The 18,491-nt window shown below is 61.5% G+C and carries 26 protein-coding genes; 15 read left to right on the forward strand and 11 right to left on the reverse strand.

The annotated features are described in order from the left end of the window. The first annotated feature begins 86 nt into the window (after nucleotides 1–86). Complete coding sequence (locus tag ACEK02_RS07570; protein WP_371421180.1) at nucleotides 87–878, forward strand: GrlR family regulatory protein; 792 nt, start codon at nucleotides 87–89, stop codon at nucleotides 876–878. 4 nt (nucleotides 879–882) lie between these two features. On the opposite strand, the gene ACEK02_RS07575 is transcribed toward ACEK02_RS07570, so the two are convergent. After that, nucleotides 883–1,908, reverse strand: a complete 1,026-nt coding sequence (locus ACEK02_RS07575; protein WP_371421181.1) for a S1C family serine protease — start codon at nucleotides 1,906–1,908, stop codon at nucleotides 883–885. Between the two features lie 209 nt (nucleotides 1,909–2,117). On the opposite strand from ACEK02_RS07575, the gene ACEK02_RS07580 reads away from it, so the two are divergent. Next, nucleotides 2,118–3,437, forward strand: a complete 1,320-nt coding sequence (locus ACEK02_RS07580) for a dicarboxylate/amino acid:cation symporter (protein WP_371421182.1) — start codon at nucleotides 2,118–2,120, stop codon at nucleotides 3,435–3,437. A 9-nt stretch (nucleotides 3,438–3,446) separates the two neighbouring features. Here the strand turns inward: ACEK02_RS07580 and ACEK02_RS07585 are convergent, their stop codons facing one another. Together ACEK02_RS07585 and ACEK02_RS07590 are read right to left on the reverse strand one after the other, a co-directional pair. Further along, nucleotides 3,447–3,761 (reverse strand): (2Fe-2S) ferredoxin domain-containing protein, encoded by a 315-nt coding sequence (locus ACEK02_RS07585; RefSeq protein WP_371421183.1) that lies wholly within the window; start codon nucleotides 3,759–3,761, stop codon nucleotides 3,447–3,449. A 34-nt stretch (nucleotides 3,762–3,795) separates the two neighbouring features. Then, the gene (locus ACEK02_RS07590) at nucleotides 3,796–3,975 is read right to left on the reverse strand and encodes a hypothetical protein (RefSeq protein WP_089261775.1); all 180 of its coding nucleotides are present in this window, start codon (nucleotides 3,973–3,975) and stop codon (nucleotides 3,796–3,798) included. Between the two features lie 144 nt (nucleotides 3,976–4,119). Here ACEK02_RS07590 and ACEK02_RS07595 point away from each other — a divergent pair, with 144 nt between their 5' ends. The 5 genes from ACEK02_RS07595 to ACEK02_RS07615 all read left to right on the forward strand — a co-directional run bounded on the left by ACEK02_RS07595 (nucleotide 4,120) and on the right by ACEK02_RS07615 (nucleotide 6,939). Next, nucleotides 4,120–4,395 carry a hypothetical protein gene (locus tag ACEK02_RS07595; RefSeq protein WP_371421184.1) on the forward strand — a complete coding sequence of 92 codons (276 nt, stop codon included), beginning with the start codon at nucleotides 4,120–4,122 and terminating at the stop codon, nucleotides 4,393–4,395. Between the two features lie 194 nt (nucleotides 4,396–4,589). Further along, nucleotides 4,590–5,021: a nuclear transport factor 2 family protein gene (locus ACEK02_RS07600; protein WP_371421185.1), complete on the forward strand. Its 432-nt coding sequence runs from the start codon at nucleotides 4,590–4,592 to the stop codon at nucleotides 5,019–5,021. A 124-nt stretch (nucleotides 5,022–5,145) separates the two neighbouring features. Next, nucleotides 5,146–6,045 (forward strand): hypothetical protein, encoded by a 900-nt coding sequence (locus tag ACEK02_RS07605; RefSeq protein ID WP_371421186.1) that lies wholly within the window; start codon nucleotides 5,146–5,148, stop codon nucleotides 6,043–6,045. Nucleotides 6,046–6,215: 170 nt separating this feature from the next. Beyond that, nucleotides 6,216–6,656, forward strand: a complete 441-nt coding sequence (locus ACEK02_RS07610) for a hypothetical protein (RefSeq protein WP_371421187.1) — start codon at nucleotides 6,216–6,218, stop codon at nucleotides 6,654–6,656. 145 nt (nucleotides 6,657–6,801) lie between these two features. After that, a complete protein-coding gene (locus ACEK02_RS07615; RefSeq protein WP_371421188.1) occupies nucleotides 6,802–6,939 on the forward strand; it encodes a hypothetical protein in 138 nt (45 codons plus the stop codon). Nucleotides 6,940–7,013: 74 nt separating this feature from the next. Here the strand turns inward: ACEK02_RS07615 and ACEK02_RS07620 are convergent, their stop codons facing one another. From ACEK02_RS07620 to ACEK02_RS07630, 3 genes are all read right to left on the reverse strand, one after another. Next, nucleotides 7,014–7,157: a hypothetical protein gene (locus ACEK02_RS07620; protein WP_170849743.1), complete on the reverse strand. Its 144-nt coding sequence runs from the start codon at nucleotides 7,155–7,157 to the stop codon at nucleotides 7,014–7,016. Nucleotides 7,158–7,279: 122 nt separating this feature from the next. After that, nucleotides 7,280–7,762 (reverse strand): MaoC family dehydratase, encoded by a 483-nt coding sequence (locus ACEK02_RS07625; protein WP_371421189.1) that lies wholly within the window; start codon nucleotides 7,760–7,762, stop codon nucleotides 7,280–7,282. A gap of 9 nt (nucleotides 7,763–7,771) precedes the next feature. Continuing rightward, a complete protein-coding gene (locus ACEK02_RS07630) occupies nucleotides 7,772–8,230 on the reverse strand; it encodes a MaoC family dehydratase (protein WP_371421190.1) in 459 nt (152 codons plus the stop codon). 177 nt (nucleotides 8,231–8,407) lie between these two features. On the opposite strand from ACEK02_RS07630, the gene ACEK02_RS07635 reads away from it, so the two are divergent. Beyond that, the gene (locus ACEK02_RS07635; protein ID WP_371421191.1) at nucleotides 8,408–8,719 is read left to right on the forward strand and encodes a DUF4282 domain-containing protein; all 312 of its coding nucleotides are present in this window, start codon (nucleotides 8,408–8,410) and stop codon (nucleotides 8,717–8,719) included. 82 nt (nucleotides 8,720–8,801) lie between these two features. Here the strand turns inward: ACEK02_RS07635 and ychF are convergent, their stop codons facing one another. From ychF to ACEK02_RS07655, 4 genes are all read right to left on the reverse strand, one after another. Continuing rightward, nucleotides 8,802–9,899, reverse strand: coding sequence for a redox-regulated ATPase YchF (gene ychF / locus ACEK02_RS07640; RefSeq protein WP_371421192.1), 1,098 nt, complete (start codon nucleotides 9,897–9,899; stop codon nucleotides 8,802–8,804). Between the two features lie 9 nt (nucleotides 9,900–9,908). Beyond that, the gene (pth, locus tag ACEK02_RS07645) at nucleotides 9,909–10,532 is read right to left on the reverse strand and encodes an aminoacyl-tRNA hydrolase (RefSeq protein ID WP_371421193.1); all 624 of its coding nucleotides are present in this window, start codon (nucleotides 10,530–10,532) and stop codon (nucleotides 9,909–9,911) included. 21 nt (nucleotides 10,533–10,553) lie between these two features. After that, on the reverse strand, nucleotides 10,554–11,243 hold the full coding sequence (locus ACEK02_RS07650; protein ID WP_371421194.1) for a 50S ribosomal protein L25/general stress protein Ctc: 690 nt from the start codon (nucleotides 11,241–11,243) through the stop codon (nucleotides 10,554–10,556). 245 nt (nucleotides 11,244–11,488) lie between these two features. Beyond that, nucleotides 11,489–11,740 (reverse strand): accessory factor UbiK family protein, encoded by a 252-nt coding sequence (locus ACEK02_RS07655; RefSeq protein ID WP_371421195.1) that lies wholly within the window; start codon nucleotides 11,738–11,740, stop codon nucleotides 11,489–11,491. 176 nt (nucleotides 11,741–11,916) lie between these two features. Between ACEK02_RS07655 and lgt the strand changes: the two genes are divergently transcribed. From lgt to ACEK02_RS07680, 5 genes are all read left to right on the forward strand, one after another. Beyond that, entirely contained in the window at nucleotides 11,917–12,768 is an 852-nt protein-coding gene (lgt, locus tag ACEK02_RS07660; RefSeq protein WP_371421196.1) for a prolipoprotein diacylglyceryl transferase, read from the forward strand. A 1-nt stretch (nucleotide 12,769) separates the two neighbouring features. Further along, nucleotides 12,770–13,894 (forward strand): class I SAM-dependent methyltransferase, encoded by a 1,125-nt coding sequence (locus ACEK02_RS07665; protein ID WP_371421197.1) that lies wholly within the window; start codon nucleotides 12,770–12,772, stop codon nucleotides 13,892–13,894. Beyond that, nucleotides 13,891–14,658: a peptidoglycan editing factor PgeF gene (gene pgeF / locus ACEK02_RS07670; protein WP_371421198.1), complete on the forward strand. Its 768-nt coding sequence runs from the start codon at nucleotides 13,891–13,893 to the stop codon at nucleotides 14,656–14,658. Before ACEK02_RS07665 ends, pgeF begins: the two co-directional genes overlap by 4 nt. A 198-nt stretch (nucleotides 14,659–14,856) precedes the next feature. Beyond that, on the forward strand, nucleotides 14,857–15,471 hold the full coding sequence (locus tag ACEK02_RS07675) for a hypothetical protein (RefSeq protein WP_371421199.1): 615 nt from the start codon (nucleotides 14,857–14,859) through the stop codon (nucleotides 15,469–15,471). Between the two features lie 166 nt (nucleotides 15,472–15,637). Beyond that, nucleotides 15,638–16,591 carry a ribose-phosphate pyrophosphokinase gene (locus tag ACEK02_RS07680; RefSeq protein WP_371421229.1) on the forward strand — a complete coding sequence of 318 codons (954 nt, stop codon included), beginning with the start codon at nucleotides 15,638–15,640 and terminating at the stop codon, nucleotides 16,589–16,591. An 11-nt stretch (nucleotides 16,592–16,602) separates the two neighbouring features. Here the strand turns inward: ACEK02_RS07680 and ACEK02_RS07685 are convergent, their stop codons facing one another. Beyond that, nucleotides 16,603–17,118: a 6,7-dimethyl-8-ribityllumazine synthase gene (locus ACEK02_RS07685; RefSeq protein ID WP_371421200.1), complete on the reverse strand. Its 516-nt coding sequence runs from the start codon at nucleotides 17,116–17,118 to the stop codon at nucleotides 16,603–16,605. Between the two features lie 423 nt (nucleotides 17,119–17,541). Here ACEK02_RS07685 and ACEK02_RS07690 point away from each other — a divergent pair, with 423 nt between their 5' ends. After that, nucleotides 17,542–18,042, forward strand: a complete 501-nt coding sequence (locus ACEK02_RS07690) for a YbjN domain-containing protein (protein WP_371421230.1) — start codon at nucleotides 17,542–17,544, stop codon at nucleotides 18,040–18,042. Next, a complete protein-coding gene (locus ACEK02_RS07695) occupies nucleotides 18,039–18,470 on the forward strand; it encodes a GNAT family N-acetyltransferase (protein WP_371421201.1) in 432 nt (143 codons plus the stop codon). The genes ACEK02_RS07690 and ACEK02_RS07695 overlap by 4 nt, the downstream gene beginning before the upstream one ends. Nucleotides 18,471–18,491 lie beyond the last annotated feature (21 nt).

Here is an 18,491-nt window from a genome sequence, read left to right on the forward strand (position 1 = left end):
CGGCGCGCGACAATCGGCCACCTGGGAACTTCGACGACCGTGCGATCTGCCCGGCGCGACGGGCTGTTGTTCGGCAGGCGGATTGGATGGCTGATATGCCCGGCCGGGAATGCCTGTTATCGCACTGCGCGAGCGTCTACACTGGTGTCCGTTGGCGCAATGGGTGGCTCGACGTGTTCAACGGTTTCTACAAATGCGACTACCGGGCGGGCGACGTGGTCGGCCGCAGCGTCATGTATTGCAAGGACGGCCGCATGCTGGGCGGCAACACCGCTTTCGCCCATGTCGGCACCTATGAAGAGGCCGATGGCGCCATCCATGCGGTGATCCATGGCCAGCGCCACCACATCGACTCGCAATTTCGCACGCTCTATGGCGACGACGACGGCTCCATCCGCGTGCGTGGCCTGCATGACGGCAAGAACTACAGGTTCACCGGCGGCGATATGCAGGGCCGTGGGCCGGCCTTCGAGTCGGTGATGACACGGCTCGACGAAGACGACTTCCCGGATACCGGCACGGTGGGCGATGGCGGCATCGCCAATGGACTGTATTCGTTGCACATGAAAACCCTCGACGGCGTCGAGGACGGGCTGACCGGTGTGATGCTGCTGTTCGACGGCCGCATTCTTGGCGGCGATGCGCGCTTCTATTATCTCGGCGCCTATGGTTCGTCCGGCGGCCGCTGGAAGGGCGAAATCGTCAATCAGGAACATACGCCCACAGCCGGCGGGAGTACGATCTTCGCCGGCTATGAAGTGGGCATCGGCTTTTCCGGCAGCTGTAGCGACGGCTGCGCGGCGTTCGAAGCCACCGCCCTCGCCGGCAAGCGCAGCCTGCGCCTGAAGGCCGAGCTGTCGCTGCTGCACAAGGCGTGAGACGTTAGCTGGCTCGCGTTAGTATCTTGCGTTCGACCGGGTGGATGTCGATCGCCCGTAACTGTCCCATCCGCAGCACATCGATTTCGATCGCGCGAGCGATGCGATCACGATCCAGAATCCGGATCAGGTCATCGACGCCATTCACCGGCACATGATCGAGCGCGATCACGACGTCGCCGGGCAGCAGACCAGCTCTCGCCGCGGGACCCTCGGGATCGATCTGGTCGAGCAGCGCGCCCATGGTGTTCTCCACACCGGCGAGCACCGCATGGCGACGCGGGATCGGCGCAGTCTGGCCGGACACCCCGATGAAAGCGCGGCGGACATAGCCGTGACGGATGATCTCCGACAGCACGAATTGTGCGGTGTTACTGGCGACCGCAAAGCAGATACCTTGCGCGCCCTGGATGATCGCGGTGTTGATACCGATCACCTCGCCCCGCGACGATACCAAGGGGCCACCGGAATTGCCGGGATTAAGCGCGGCATCGGTCTGGATCACGTCCTCGATCGAGCGCCCGCTCTCCGAGCGGATCGACCGGCCGAGCGCCGAGACGACCCCCGCAGTGACGGTGGATTCGAAGCCGAGCGGATTGCCGATGGCAACGACCAGCTGGCCGCGTCTCAGGTTCTTGGAATTGCCCAGACCGGCATAGCGCAAATCGCGTGCGCCATCGGCCCGCAGCAAAGCGAGATCGGTATCAGGGTCGGCGCCGAGCACGCGCGCTTCGGTGACGACGCCTTCGGTGTCGCGCAGGCGGATGTGCCTGGAATTGCCGACGACATGGCTGTTGGTCAGCACAAGGCCGTCCGGCGAGATGACAATGCCGGAGCCGAGCCCGCCGCGCCCGCGCGCATTGGACGTCTTCGCGCCGGTCTCGACGCGCACGACCGCGGGGCCGACGCGTTCTGTGACCCCGATCACGGCGTTGGAATAGGCATCGAGCAGCGCCGCATCATTCTGCACTGCGGCAACGCCAGGTGTCCCGGAATCGTCATCGACGGGATGTGTGGTGATATCAAGCATGGCGGTGCTTCCTTTGTGATTTAAATGGCCCCGGCGCGTACCACCGCAAGTGCAGTGCAGGTGCAGCATGCGCAGCGCACATGGCCGGCCCGCATTCCGCTTTAGCCGCAGGTCTGTTCAAACCGTGACTTTACGCCGCAGCTCCGCGCACCTATGTTTTGCGCGCGGCTGTCGATGGTGATGAGCGCTGTTCAAGGGAAGAAACCACGATGGCCAAACAACCCTGGTATCGCGTTCTCTATATCCAGGTGCTGATCGCGATCGCGATTGGCGTAACGGTCGGTTACTTCTATCCGGATGCTGGCAAGGCCCTGAAGCCGCTCGGTGACGGCTTCATCGCACTGATCAAGATGATGATCGCGCCGGCGATCTTCTGCACCGTTGTGCACGGAATCGCCTCGATCGGCGACATGAGCAAGGTCGGCCGCATCGGCGGCAAGACGCTGCTGTATTTCGAAACGGTCTCCACCGTAGCGCTGCTGATCGGCCTCTTGGTCGGTCACTTCCTGCAGCCCGGCGCCGGCTTCAATATCGATCCCTCCACGTTAGACGCGAAATCCGTGGCCAGCTATGTCAGCCGTGCCAAGGAGGAGAGTTTCGTCGGCCATCTGATGGCGATCATTCCGACATCCTATTTCGACTCGCTGGCCAAGGGCGATCTGCTGCAGGTGCTGCTGGTCGCGATCCTCTCCGGCTTCGCGATCTCCCATATGGGCAAGCCCGGCGAAAAGATCGCCGAAGGTATCGATCTCGCCGGGAAGATGTTCTTCCGCATCATCGGCATGATCGTCCAGCTCGCACCGATCGGCGCATTCGGCGCAATGGCCTTCACCATCGGCTCGTTCGGCCTCGGCGCCCTCGTCAATCTCGGCTATCTGATCTTCACCTTCTATCTGGCCTCGCTGCTGTTCGTGCTGCTGGTGCTCGGCGGTATCGCGCGTGCCTTCGGCTTCTCGATCCTGCGTTTCATCGGCTACATCAAGGACGAGCTGCTGATAGTGCTCGGCACCTCGTCGTCCGAGACCGTGTTGCCGCGCATGATCACCAAGATGGAAGCCCTGGGCGCATCGAAGCCGGTGGTCGGCCTCGTGATCCCGACCGGCTACAGCTTCAATCTCGACGGCACCAATATCTATATGACGCTGGCGACGCTGTTCCTGGCGCAGGCCACCAACACGCATCTCACCTTCGGCCAGATGGCCGCGGTGCTCGGCGTGGCGATGCTGACATCGAAGGGCGCATCGGGCGTCACCGGTGCAGGCTTCGTGACGCTGGCTGCAACGCTGTCGATCATCCCCGATATTCCGATCACCGCACTGGCCATTATCGTCGGCATCGACAAGTTCATGAGCGAATGCCGCGCGCTCACCAATCTGATCGGCAACGGCGTCGCCACCATCGTCATCAGCCGCTGGGAGGGCGAACTCGATCGCCATCAGCTCCACGAGGCGCTGCTGCATCCAATCGATTTCGGCGAAGAGATGGAGAGTCGGCCGTTGGGAGAGCTGCCGAAAAAATCGGCCGCCTGATCGCCCTATCTAGGGCACCCGATCCGGCATCAGCGCCGTTACTGCCTCTGCGCTGTCCTCGGCACCCGACAGCAACAGATATTGCCCGCCCTGCAACGTTGCGGCGCTCGCCACGACGACGGCTCGCTTCGGACAGATGCCGAGGCAACTCGTCAGTACAACGCGAGGACTTTTCACGTCCTGCTTCGCGCTGCGACGTTTCAGGTCCGACTTGAGAGATTTGCGCAACGCCTTGCCGTCATCGATGCGACCGAGGCACTTCTTGCAGACAAGGACGGGCGGCGCGCGGCGCAAGCGGGCAGTGACGACGGGTTTACTGGCCATCCTTAATTTATAGACACCGCCCGCTGCATTACGATTACCCCGAACGGCGGTTGCTGGTGTTCTGCGTGAGATTGCCGTGCGCGGCCTGCTCGCGAATATTGTGCTTCTCGTCGTCGCGATGACCCTTGGTGTTATCGAGCGTGACCTTCGGCGCGCTGCCAGGTCCCTTATCGCTGCAGTTATCCTCGGGAACGGGCTGGATGTGCTTGGTCATCGGGAATCTCCCCTTGCAGATCGAGGGCAACGCAGCTGCTCAAGCTGCGTTCCTTAACCAGGCTCCAGCACATGAAATCGCCGTCAGCCGTTGAACCTTCCAGTGCCGTTGTTTGACGCATAAAATGTTGAGTGGGGGCGCTGCATGAAAATCGCGTTGCTGATCTTGCTGGGTCTGGTTCTGGGGTTGCTCGGCGGAGCCGCTTTGGGAATCGGCGCCGGTGTTGCCTGGGTCGAATTGTTCAAGACCAGTAATTTCGAGGGCTACAGCGCCATGCTGGTGTTTTTCACCTTCATGCCCATTGGCGCACTTCTCGGCGCCGTCGGCGGGGCCCTCCTGTTCGGCATCATGGCCGCCCGCAATGAAGATGTCGCCATGGGGCGGCTCCCCGTGCAGGACCGCGACCAGACATACCGGTAAGGTTATGCCGACGACAGAATGCAGCTTAACGTTTTGGTGAGCAGCTCCTCACCGCGAACATTTGTGCATTGCAAAATAATCCATTGAATTTAAGCGAAATTATATTACTTAAGCTTCCAAGCAATTTGTGCAGACCGCCCGGGCGACGTTGCTCCGGCGCGCAAGTGTTTTCAGCCATTTTCAGGACGATCCCAATGACAGAGCATAGCCTCTGGCGTTTTTCGCGCGCGTTGCATCGCGCCATCAATGAACGCCAGCTCGACCACCTCGCTGACATCATCGACGACAATATCGAATGGGCGGTCTACGGCCCGATCGACATGTTTCCGTTTCTCGGCGCACGCCACGGCAAAGCGGCCGTGCTCGATGTCTGCAAGCAGATCGCGGACAATGTGCGGGTGCATCGCTTCGAACGCGAGTCGATGATCCTTGGTGATGAGTCTGGCTCCGCAATGATGCGCTTCTCGCTGACCGCACTGGATTCGAACCGCCCCATCAGCCTGCGACTGGCACAATTCGCGCAGTTCAAGGCCGGGCGTCTGACCAGCATGCGCGTGGTCGTCGATACGTTCGACCTGGTCGAACAGGCATTGGGCCGGCCTATCCATCTGCCGAAGATCGCCTGAGCAGTATTGGCGACTGCCAATCGACAATGCTCATTCCCAGCGAAATGTTGCGACGCCACAATTCCGCCGGGCCTGATGGTATTATCTGCCAACCGATCCGCGATCTTGCTGGGCAGTGGGCACGATGGCTTCAGGATTCAGACCGAAATATTGGGCGCTTCTCGCAGCGCTCGGCGGAACCGCGTTGGCCTTTCCGGCTTACGCGCAAAACCCGTGGCGCGGCCTCGTCGACGTTGCGCCCCCTCCCGGCGAAATAGAGCAGGTCGATACGGCAGCCACTCCTCCTGCTGACGCACCGGAACCCGACTGGAGCCTCTTGAACACCGACGATTCGCCGACGGCGAAGGCATCGCTCCGCGAGAAGCGCTCGTCGCTGGTCGTCGGCAGCCCATCGTCCAGTTGGACGTCTAACGACAGCAACGGCGCATCGGCTCTCTCGGTCAAGCAATCGGTCACACCATTCTGGGATACGCGCGTCGGCGCCGATATCAATGTGGCGCGGCAGACTGCGCCGCACAGCGCAGCCGATGCCTACCGCAATCAATTCGGAGACGGCACGGCGCAGGCCCAATCGGGCGGCGCAGCCTGGGCGGCCGCGACCGCTCCCGGCGTGGGCTCAATCTGGGACAAGACGGCAATCGAAGCCCGCGTCGATCCGGGTGCAGATCAGACCAAACTTGGTACTTCGCTCAGCAAGTCGGTGCCCATTGCCGGTGATCAGTACTCTCTGACGCTGCAGAGCGGCTACAACGTGATCCAGCAAGGCAGCATTCCGGCCATTGGCTATAATGGTCGCCCCACGCGAAGCTACGAGACCGACCAGCTTGCGCGGTTCAACATTACCGATACGGGCACCAGCTTCATCGCAGGGCAATCGCTCGCCACCACCGACGATAAATGGCTGCGCAAGTTCGGCGCCGAGCAGAAGCTGTTTGGCGGCGTCAACGTCTCCGGATCGATCAGCGAGACGGTTCAGGGCGTGACCAACAAGACATTCTCGGCCGGCTTCAAGCACAGTTGGTAAAGCAAGTTTTAATAACTTTGCCAGATGATTGCCGGCAAAGATCGGCGCCCCGCCGCATATTCGCCGCGATCTCGTCAAAATCCACTGCGCAGATGGACACGTAAATTTGTCGTGCGGGGGACCGCGCTCGCTCACTGTGAAGTTCACTTCGCACAAACAAGGAAGAGCTGATGAGTGCCATTCGTTCAGAACAGACGGAAGCCAAAGATGACGACAGCAACCTCGCCGCTGTGTCTGAAGTCGAAGCGGGTATCCGCGACTTCGTGCGCAATGATATCGCCTACCTCCGTCGTCCGGTGCCTGGCATGGTGAACAATTCAAGCGAAACCACAACCAGCACCGATGCGCCTCTGGAAGCCACCACCGAAGCGACCGTCAACAGCGTCAACTCGCTGATCCAGCGCGTCGCCGGCACCTCGCTCGGTGAGATCGAGAAGCTGGTTTCCGAACTCGAAAGCCTGCGTGACCTGCTCCATGCCGAAGGCCAGCGCGTCCAGCGCGAGATCTCCGGTTACGCCCAGCTCAGCCAGGCCGCAATGAAGTCGACCCGCCTGATTGCCGACAATGTCGCGCAGTGGAAGCGCACCGCTGACGGTCTGCGCCACGACTGATCGACGCCAGGCCAACCAGATCAAAAGCCGCCGTCCCGAAAGGGCGGCGGCTTTTTCGTGAGCGACTTCAATTGAACTTTATTGGTTCCGTTCCCGACCAACGGTTACGCAGCACCTGTGAACTGCTCTTGGGGGGAATTGATTCGTGGAGACCATCCGGCCGAACAACACCGATCCGATTCCGGCGCGCAACAGCGCGCCCAGGATGGGGACCATTATCTTGCGTTTTGTCGGGTTGCTGTTCGTGGCCGTGGCGCTGCTCGCCTGGGCCTGGAGTCGCTGAGGTCGCGATCATCGACCTCACGCGCGAGAAAACCAGCGCAGCTCGGCGCGGGTCTGGTTAGCAAATCGTAAAAATTACTCGCTGACGACTGCGCTGCTCTCGAGCGTATAGGCGCCATCGGCATAACCCTTGACCACCATGCAGGTGGCCAGCATCACCGCAAGCGTCACACTCGCAAAGATAAAGCCCACGAATTTCAGTCCGGTGCGGTCAGCCATTGTCGTCCCCAAATAGTCCTGCAACGTCGTCTCAGTCGCCATATGCGTGAGTCGCAGATCACGCTCACAAGGTTCAGAACCCCTTAACAGCGTTCGGGTTCCACCGATAAAATTTGAAATGGTTAAGCCGCGCCACCCCGTTGCGGCAGGAAGACCGAACCGAGGAAGCTGTAGACCTCCTCGCCGCGCTGATTAACGGCAACGTTCTTCGACTGCAAGATGCCCCATCCCGGACGTGTCGCGGTCGCGCGCACGGAAACGACCTCACTGCTATAGGTCAGGGTGTCGCCCGCAAGAACAGGCCGGACCCAGCGCAGATCACGAAAGCCGGGCGATGGGCCACCGACTGGAGGCTCTTCGCCACGCGCTTCGGCTTCCGCCTTTGCGCGCTGGCCATCGGCCACCAGCAACTTCATGCACATCGACGCCACGTGCCAGCCCGACGCTGCAAGACCGCCGAACAGCGACGTGCGACCGGCCTCTTCATCGAGATGGAATGGCTGTGGATCGAATTGTTCGGCAAAAGCCTTGATCGACTCCGCCGTGAACGTGAACGATCCGAGCTCACGGCGCATACCGATTTGGATGTCTTCCAGATAGCGCATGCTGCGACCCTAGTTCCCGGCGGCGGCTTCACGCCGCCCGACCATGATCGGGGTGATCATCTCGGAAATCGTCTGCCCCTTGGCATTGCGTGTGCTGAACTTGAATTTGACGATGCCCAAGGTCGGCCGGCTTTGCGATGCGCGCGCCTCGATCACTTCGACATCCAGCGTCAGATCGTCGCCCGGACGAAACGGCGCGAGCCATCGCATCTGATCCACGCCTGGCGACCCCATCGATGCGGTCTTGTGCAGAAACCCGTCATAGATCATCCGCATCATCAGCGAGCACATGTGCCAGCCTGAGCCGGCAAGCCCCTTCAGCATCGACGCACTCGCCGCATCCTCGTCGAGATGCATGGGCTGCGGGTCATATTCCCGCGCATATGCAACAATCTCGTCGCGGGTGATGTGACGCGGCCCAAATGTGCCGAAATGGCCGGGCTTAAAATCTTCAAATGTCAGGGTCATAATGGGGGATGCCGTCGAGGAAGCCTGATTGTGGCCGTTATTTGCAGCAATCTCAACCCGGTCGCTTGCATGGCTTTCCCGCGATCCTGCCCGTCAACGTCGTCGGGCCAGGACATTTGAAGCCGTTTGTCGATGCGATTGAATTTGTCATACATCTACCGGGCGGGGGATTTCACGATGTTCGAATTTCGGGATCTGTTTCAGTGGGACCGTTTCATTACGCCCACAATCATCAAGACGTTCTACTGGCTGGTGATCGCACTGATCATTCTGTTCGGCATTTCCGGGATATTTTCGGGTCTCGCCGCAATGGCCATCAGCCCGTTTGGCGGCTTTATCCTCGTGATGTCGAGCCTTGCCAGCGTGATCGTCGGCATCATCTTCGCGCGCATCGGGGCTGAGTTCGTCCTGATCGTATTCCGCATCAACGAACATCTCGGCGCGATACGGGATCAGGGGCAGACGTTGGGTCAGCACCAGCAGTATTAAGTGCTTGAATCCCGCTCCTCGGTCATGTGAGGAGCGGGGCCAAGACGCTTAGGTATTCAAGACGCTTAGGTATTCAGGACACTTAGGTATTGAACCGGAAATGCAGTACGTCGCCATCGGCGACGACATATTCCTTGCCTTCCAGCCGCAGCTTGCCGCCATCGCGCGCGCCAGCTTCGCCACCGAGCCTGACATAATCCTCATAGCCGATGGTTTCCGCGCGGATGAAGCCCTTCTCGAAATCCGTGTGGATGACGGCTGCAGCCTGCGGTGCCTTGGTGCCCTGGGTGATGGTCCAGGCACGGGCTTCCTTGGGACCGACGGTGAAATAGGTGATGAGATGCAGCAGCGAATAGCCCGCGCGGATCAGGCGATCGAGGCCCGCTTCTTCGAGCCCGAGCGTATCGAGGAATTCCGCACGTTCGGCACGTGACAGAGTCGCGATCTCGGATTCGATCTTGGCGGAGATGGCGACCGCAACCGCGCCCTCCTTCGCAGCATGTTCTGCAACCCGCTTCGAATATTCGTTGCCTTCGCCCGCCGCGCCTTCTTCAACGTTGCAGACATAGAGAACGGGCTTGGAGGTGAGCAGACCGAGCATGCCGAACGCGCGCTCTTCCTCGGGCTTGCGCTCGAGAAAACGCGTCGGCTTGCCGTCGCGCAACAGCACCAAAGCGCGCTGGACCAGATCGAGCTGTTCCTTGGCGTCCTTGTCGTTGCCCTTGGCCTTCTTGGTCAGGTTGTCGATGCGCTTCTCGCAGGAATCCAGATCCGCGAGCATCAGCTCGGTCTCGATGATCTCGATATCGGCGAGCGGATCGATCTTGCCTTCGACATGGGTGATGTCGTCATCGATGAAGCAACGCACCACATGAGCGACGGCATCGACTTCGCGGATGGTGGCGAGGAACTGATTGCCAAGGCCTTCGCCCTTCGACGCGCCCTTCACCAGGCCGGCGATATCCACGAAGGTCAGACGCGTCGGGATGATCTGCTGCGACTTGCCAATCTCGGACAATTTGTCGAGACGCTTGTCCGGCACCGCGACTTCACCGACATTCGGCTCGATGGTGCAGAACGGATAGTTCGCAGCCTGTGCGGCCGCGGTTTCGGTGAGCGCATTGAACAGCGTCGATTTGCCGACATTCGGCAACCCGACGATCCCGCATTTGAATCCCATGATCCTGTCCTAATTCTTCGACGGCTTCTCAGCAGAGCCGTTGTCGTCCTTCGACGTGAAACCCTTGGCCTGCATCGTCAGATGTACCTTGTTCTGAAACGACGAGTCCTGACCACCGACCAGCAAGCTTACATGCTCGGTCACCGCGTCGCTGAACGCTTCGAGCTGCGACCGTTCGGCCTTGGCGAAATCGCTCAGCACGTGATTATGCACCAGTTCCTTGGCACCGGGATGTCCGATGCCGAGGCGAACGCGCCGATAGTCGTTGCCGATATGCGCGGAGATCGAGCGCAGACCGTTATGTCCGGCGATGCCGCCGCCGATCTTCACGCGCACCTTGGCGAATGGCAGTTCGAGCTCGTCGTGAAACACGGCGATGTCGCCGAGTGAAATCTTCAAATAGGCGGACGCTTCCTGAACTGAGCGGCCGGAGTCGTTCATGAAGGTCATCGGCTTCAGCAGGATGACGCGTTCGCCGTCCAGCGTGCCTTCGGAGGTCTCGCCCTGAAAGCGACGGCGCCACGGTCCAAAACCGTGACGCCGCGCGATGTCGTCGAGAACCATGAACCCGATATTGTGCCGGTTGCCCTGGTATTTCGCACCAGGGTTTCCGAGACCAACAAAGAGAAGCATGACGCGGAGCTCCGCGCCGGATTACTTCTTCTTCGCCGGAGCGGCGGCAGCGGCCGGGGCCTTGGCGCCGGCAGCCGGAGCCTTGGCACCAGCCGCGGCGGGAGCCGCAGCAGCAGCCGCAGGGGTCGCAGCTTCTTCACCATAGCCCGACGGAGGCACGATGGTGACCAGCGTCAGGTCGGCATCGCGAGCCAGCGTCTTCACGCCCTTCGGCAGAACGACGTCGGTGATGTGCAGCGACGTGCCGATATCAAGCTGGCTGACATCAACTTCGAGGAACTGCGGAATGCTCTCGGCTTCGGCTTCCAGTTCGATCGTGTGGGTCACGATGTTGATGGTGCCGCCACGCTTCACGCCCGGAGCGCTTTCAGCACCCTTGATGTGCAGCGGAACGCTGACGCGGATGGTCGCGCCTTCGCCGAGGCGGAGGAAGTCGACGTGGAGCGGGAAATCCTTGACCGGATCGAGGTGGAAGTCGCGCGGGATCACGCGGTGCTTCTTGCCCTCGAGCTCGATGTCGTAAATCGTGGTGAGGAACCGGCCGGCCAGAATGCGCTGGCGCAGTTCGGCGTCATTCACCGAAATCGCCACCGGGGGCTTGTTGTCACCATAGATCACTCCGGGCACTCGGCCGGCGCGACGCTCTGCCCGTGCGGCCCCCTTGCCGCCGACCGGACGTGAGGTCGCCTTCAATTCCTTGACGGTCGCCATCGTGTAAGTCCTTGTTTTCTAAAAAGTTAAAGGCCGCAATGCGGCCCGTTTCCACGCTGCAGCAAGCCTCCAGGGGTGCGGGGGCTGCGGACGTGGGCGGCTTCTACCGCCGAAACGCCAAAAAGACAAGGAAATGACGGGCCTTTTCTTCGTCTGCAGGGCCCTTCCAGGGGCCTATTTAGCCATCTTCGCGCAGGTAACCCGATCTCCGGCCGCCGCGTGCAGGCGCCGGCAGAGCCGTCCACTCAGCCACCGAGCTTGGCTTCGAGTGCCGCGATCCGGGCCTTCAGCGCCTCGTTCTCCTCGCGGGCGATCCGGGCCATGTCCTTGACCGCCTCGAACTCCTCGCGCTTCACGATATCGAGATCGCGCAGGATCTTCTCAGCCTGGTTGCGCACAACCGCATCGACCTCGCGCTTGACGCCCTGGGCTGCACCGGCAGCATCGTTCATCAGGCGGCCGATCTCGTCGAAGAACCGATTGTTGGTCTGGGTCATGGCAAGAACTCCGGTCGGATGAACAAACACGCGGCATTAGGTTGTAGATCGACAATGGCGATCCCGGCTGCGCAGTTCAAGTATCGCCTGTCTTTCGCGTTCACAACTGCCCAGGTCCCTTAATTCGTCACAAGCCAATGCTTTACTGGCGGCGTCCGGAGCCGTAAGCCCACCACATGCCATTCCTGACCATCGCCTTCCCCGTTTTCGATCCGGTCGCCATCGCGCTCGGCCCGATTGTCATTCGCTGGTACGCGCTGGCCTATATCGGCGGCATTGTACTCGGCTGGATCTATGCCCGCGCGCTGATCAAGAGCACGAAGTTATGGGGCGGCCCCTCGCCGATCTCGCTTCTCGATTTCGACGACTTCATCCTCTGGGTGACCATCGGCATCATCGTCGGCGGCCGCACCGGCTATGTGCTGTTCTACAATCTCGACTTCTTCATCGCCCATCCCGCCGAGATCTTCGAGCTGTGGAAGGGCGGCATGTCGTTCCATGGCGGCTTCATGGGCTGCGTCTTTGCCGTATTTCTGTTCTGCTGGAAGCGCGGGCTGTCGGTCCTGTCGCTCGGCGACATCACCTGCGCGGTCGGCCCGATCGGCCTGTTGCTCGGGCGCCTCGCCAATTTCATCAACAGTGAATTGTGGGGCCGGCATGCCGACGCCAGCGTGCCCTGGGCGATGGTGTTTCCCAATGGCGGGCCACTGCCGCGCCACCCCAGCCAGCTCTATGAAGCCGGACTTGAGGGTATCGTACTGTTTCTCATTCTGGCCCTGATGATCCGGGCCGGCGCGCTGAAGCGCCCCGGACTGATCCTCGGCGCCTTCATCTTTTTTTATGCGCTGGCGCGTATTACAGGAGAATTCTTCCGCGAGCCGGACCCGCAACTCGGATTTCTGTGGGGTGGGCTCACCATGGGCATGCTGCTCTCCGTGCCGATGATATTTGTGGGACTCGTTTTGATGGTGCGTGCCTGGCGCAAGCCGCAGGCATCGCTCGAATTGAGTCCGGGCAAGAAGGCCTGATGTGACCGAACAATCGCCGCTGCTGGATGAAATCAAGCGCCTGATCAAGTCGACCGGACCGATGCCGGTGTGGCGCTACATGCAGCTCTGCCTGACCCATCCGCAACACGGCTACTACATTTCACGCGATCCGCTGGGCCGCGAGGGCGACTTCACGACATCGCCGGAAGTCAGCCAGATGTTCGGCGAGCTGCTCGGCCTGTGGTCGGCTTCGGTCTGGCGGGCCATGGGCGCGCCACCTTTTGTGCACCTGATCGAGCTTGGCCCCGGACGCGGCACCATGATGGCCGACGCGTTACGTGCACTGCGCGTGCTGCCGCCGCTGTATCAGGCGTTGAATGTGCATCTCGTCGAGATCAATCCCGTACTACGCGAAAAGCAGAAGGCAACGCTGTCCGGCGCCCGCAACGTCACCTGGCACGACAGTATCGAAACCGTCCCCGCGGGGCCGTCGATCATCCTCGCCAATGAATATTTCGATGTGCTGCCGATCCATCAGGCCGTGAAGCGTGAAAGCGGCTGGCACGAGCGCATGGTGGATATCGACAGCAATGGACAGCTGATGTTCAGCGCGTCAACCGATCCGCTGCCGCGCTTCGACGTGCTGCTGCCCCCGCTGGCGCGCGCAGCCCCTGTCGGCGCGGTGTTCGAATGGCGCCCCGATACCGAGATGATGAAGATTGCCAGCCGCGTCCGCGACGAAGGCGGCGCGGCCCTCGTTATCGACTACGGCCATATGCGCAGCGACGCCGGCGACACCCTGCAGGCCATCGCGCAGCACAGCTACGCCGACCCGCTGAAGAATCCCGGTCAGGCCGACATCACCGCACATGTGGATTTCCAGGCGCTCGGCCGCGCGGCAGAAGATGTCGGCGCCCGCGTCCACGGGCCGGTGACGCAAGGCGAATTCCTCAAGCGCCTCGGCATCGAGACGCGCGCGCTGACCCTGATGGCCAAGGCCACGCCGGAAGTTTCCGAAACCGTCTCGGGCGCACTGAAACGCCTGATCGACAGCGGCCGCGGCGGCATGGGCTCGATGTTCAAGGTGGTCGGCATCTCCGATCCCAATATCGACACGCTGGTGGCACTGAGCGACGACACCGGCATCGAGGCCCCGACATCATGACGTTCACATCGCCCTTGCTGTCAGCCATTCCCGGCCTGCGCCATGCTTTCTTCACGCGCGAAGGCGGCGTCTCCGAAGGCATCTATGCCGGCCTCAATGGCGGGCTCGGATCGCATGACGATCCCGCGCATGTGGCGGAGAACCGCCGGCGCATGGCGGCGGAGATGGGCGTCGCCCCCCTGCATTTCCTCACCGCCTATCAGGTGCACTCACCCGATGTCGCCGTCGCCACGGCACCGTGGGATGGAGATTCGCGCCCGCGCGTCGATGCGATGGTGACGAAGGTCGAGGGCCTGGCGCTCGGCGTCACGACGGCCGATTGCGGACCGGTGCTGTTTGCCGATCCCAAGGCGCGCGTCATTGGTGCCGCTCATGCCGGCTGGAAGGGCGCTCTCACCGGCGTGCTCGAAACCACTATTTCCGAAATGGAGAAACTTGGTGCCGACCGTTCCGACATTGTGGTCGCGATCGGCCCGCTGATCCGCCAGCCAAGCTATGAGGTCGGCGCCGAATTCGTCGAGCGCTTCACGCAGTCCGATGCCGGTTTTACCCGGTTCTTCATTCCCTCGGTCCGCGCCGGACATTCCATGTTCGACCTCGGCGGCTTCATCCGGACGCGGCTGGAGCGGGCCGGTATTGCCATCATCGACGACACCGGCATCGACACCTATCCCGACGAGAACCTGTTCAGCTATCGCCGGTCTGTGCATCGGAAAGAGCCGGATTACGGCCGCCAGATCCACGCCATCGTTCTCGAACGCTAACCTGGGCGTTAACGCATCGTTATCCTTAACGCGGCCGAACTGCCTCAAACTGAACGCGAATTGTCGGGGAGCAGTGACCGTTTCGGTCACCCTGGAAAGACCCGTGGCCATGCTGCCCTAGACCTTAACGCATTTTAACGATATCGCTCGACCTGTCCGGCGCCGCATGCGGCAAACGGACGGAAGTCGGGACGCCCTATGCGATTTTCTGCCCTTACGACCGATCGAGCCAGATCGCGCCTGATCCAGGCTGCGCTGTCGCTGACCGTAGCGTTCGGGCTTGCCGGCTGCGCCAATGTCCCCAATTCGGGCGGCGCCGTGAATGCGCAGGCCAGCCTTTCCAGCCCGACAGGCGCTACAGTCGCATTCGAGTCCATAGACGGGCCGCCGCCGCAGGTGTTCGACCGGATGGTCAACCTTTTGGATAGTGAAGCGCGCCTGCGCAACCTCGCGGTTGTATCGCGCAAGGACAGCGCTGCTTTCCGGGTCCGTAGCTATCTCGCGGCCCAGGTTCGCGGCGGTCAAACCTCGATCGCCTGGGTCTGGGACGTCTATGACCGCGACCAGAATCGCGCTTTGCGCCTGAGTGGCGAGGAACAGGCTGGCAAGGGCGGACGCGACGCCTGGGCCGCGGCTGACGACCTTGTCCTGCGGCGGATCGCGCAAGCGGGGCTCACTGGTCTCAATGGTATGATCAACGGGACCATGCCCGGCGATCAGGAGCCGGCCCCGGTGTTACGTGGCAACGGACCCGCCATCGCAAGCACTGATGAATTGCCCGTGCAGGCCACCGCATTTGCCGAGACGCGCTGACTTCAGCTCACGTTAAGCAGAGGCCCGTTTTTACGCAGGAAAACAGCGCGCCACGGGTTGCCAGCGGACCGTCGACCTTGATATCACCTCGCTCAACTAGACGAGTTCTTGTGGGTAATCCGATATGCTGAACGTTGTATCCACCAAGCCGCGGGGAGACGCGTCGATGTCGGCCAAGAACGGTTCGATCAAACTGGTCGCCGGTAATTCCAATCCTGCCCTTGCGCAGGAAATCGCGACCGCGCTGAATATCCCGCTGACCAAGGCCAGCGTCCGGCGCTTCGCCGACATGGAAATCTTTGTCGAGATCCAGGAAAACGTCCGCGGGTCCGACGTCTTCATTCTTCAATCCACGTCGTTCCCGACCAACGACCATCTGATGGAATTGCTGATCATCACCGATGCGCTACGCCGCGCTTCCGCGCGCCGCATCACCGCGGTGATCCCCTATTTCGGCTACGCCCGCCAGGATCGCAAGGCCGGTGGCCGCACCCCGATCTCGGCCAAGCTGGTCGCCAACATGATCACCCATGCCGGCGCCGACCGCGTCATGACGCTCGACCTGCATGCCGGACAGATCCAGGGCTTCTTCGATATCCCGACCGACAACCTCTACGCCTCGCCGCTGATGGTGCGCGACATCAAGGACAAGTTCGATCTCGCCAATGTGATGGTGGTGTCGCCCGACGTCGGCGGCGTCGCCCGTGCCCGCGGCCTTGCCAAGCGCATCAACGCCCCGCTCGCCATCGTCGACAAGCGCCGCGAACGCCCCGGTGAATCCGAGGTGATGAACGTGATCGGCGACGTCGCCGGCTACACCTGCATCCTGATCGACGACATCGTCGACTCCGGCGGCACGCTGGTGAACGCTGCCGACGCGCTACTCAAATACGGCGCCAAGGAAGTTTCCGCCTACCTCACCCATGGCGTGCTGTCCGGCGGCGCCGCCGCGCGCATCGCCAATTCCAGGCTCAAGGAACTTGTCATCACCGACTCGATCCAGCCGACCGAGGCCGTGGCCAATTCGAAGAATATCCGCGTGCTCTCGGTTGCCTCGCTGATCGCCGAAGCGATCGGACGCACCGCATCGGAAGAGTCCGTATCGAGCCTGTTCGACTAAGGCTCGCGCTTCTACACGATCCCCGCCGCCACCTGCCCGCGCAGACGCTCCAGACTGAGCAGCGTCTCGGCGCAGGCTGCGGCAACCTTGAGGCCACTCTCCGCGAAGTGCTTGCGGAAGAATGCCGCACGCTCTTCCGTCTCATGGAAATCCTCGGGCGCCGTCACGGCCGAGAACACCGGGATCTCGGTACGCAACTGCACGTCCATCAGGGCGCGGATGACCGTGTCCGCCACGAAGCCGCGGGTGCCGCTGTCGACCACAAGGCCGGCCGCGACGATCGCCGTGTAGCGCCGCGTCTTGGCCAGCACCTGCACATGCAGCGGAATCTCGAACGAGCCGGGCACTTCGAACAGGTCGACCTGTGACGGGCTGATATGACGTGCCTCGATCTCGCTCAGAAACGACTCCCAGCAGGGCGCAACGATGTCGCGATGCCAGGACGACTGCACAAAGGCGACGCGCTGGGGCTTGGCAAAGCGCGGGTGCTGCTGGGCAGCGGGTGACTCGGACGTTGTGTCGTTCATGGCCTGATACTTTCGTTACAGCCAAACTATGCCGAAACCGAACCAGCCCAGCAAGGCCATCCACAAGGCTGTATCGGAGCCCGACAGGCCTCCTGCGAGACCGAGAAAGCTTACAGCCCCTGCGGCAGAATCAATAGTTACCACCCCAACCGGACTCGCGGCACGCGAGGGCGCACCGCACAGACTCGCGATCCGGGAATCCGATTCCGGTTTGTTCTCATTGCGACGAGATGACCTGTGGATGAGCGCCGGTTTGTCTGTGGATGGATTCGTGGTGCCGTTGCGCAGATTCAGCAAATCACATCACTTCAAACTCGCAAGGTCTGGACGAATAGAACTTGCAGCCTGCAGCGACGCTCCGACATTTTCGCGTACCGGCCAGCTGTTTGCATCATCACATTTCAAGAGCAAGGTCGCGACGGCATGTCACTCCTCGAAGGTACTATCGATTCACGGCTCAACCCACTCGCGGTTGTCGAGGATATTGCCGCCGATCATAACTGGGCGTTCGAGCGCTCCGGCGAAGACGAAGTCACAATTGTTTCCAAAGGTGACTGGATCGATTACCAGCTCTCTTTCACCTGGATGAATGAGATCGAGGCGCTGCATCTGGCTTGCGCCTTCGACATGAAGATTCCGCCTGCACGCCGCGCCGAAGTGCAGCGGCTGATCGCCATGATCAACGAACAGATGTGGGTCGGTCATTTCGATATCTGGACTCACTCAGGCATGGTGATGTACCGGCAGGCACTGGTGCTGCCCGACGGCCTCACCGCGACGAGCGCGCAATGCGAAGCGATGCTGGTTTCGGCGATCCATTCCTGCGAGCGCTACTATCCGGCATTGCAGTTCGTGGTGTGGGCCGGCAAGACCGCAGCCGAAGCGATGTCTGCTGCGATGTTCGACACTGCCGGCGAAGCATGACCGACGCGCCGGTCATCACCGTGCCGGATGCGCCCGGCGAGGCCGAACGGCTGGTGGTCGCAAATGCGTTGCTGGCCTACAATACCAAGACCGTTGGCCCCAACAATTACCAGCCGCTCTCGATCCTGATCCACGATCCCGCGACCGGCGAGCCGATCGGCGGCATCTGGGGCAAGACGGCGTTTAACTGGTGCTTCGTCGAGCTGTTCGTCGTGCCCGAACAGTTTCGCGGCCAGGACATCGGCTCGAAAGTCCTCGCCAAGGCGGAAGAGATCGCGCGTGAGCGCGGCTGCATCGGGCTTTGGCTCGATACCTACTGGTTTCAGGCGCGCAGCTTCTACGAGAAGCAAGGCTATGAGGTGTTCGGCGAAATCCCCGACTATCCGCGCGGCGGCCCGCGCTACTTCCTGAAAAAGAGCCTCATCTAGACCGGTTCAGGCTGTGCAGCC

This window comes from Tardiphaga sp. (assembly GCF_041424195.1).
In the GTDB taxonomy this organism is placed as follows: Bacteria; Pseudomonadota; Alphaproteobacteria; order Rhizobiales; family Xanthobacteraceae; genus Tardiphaga.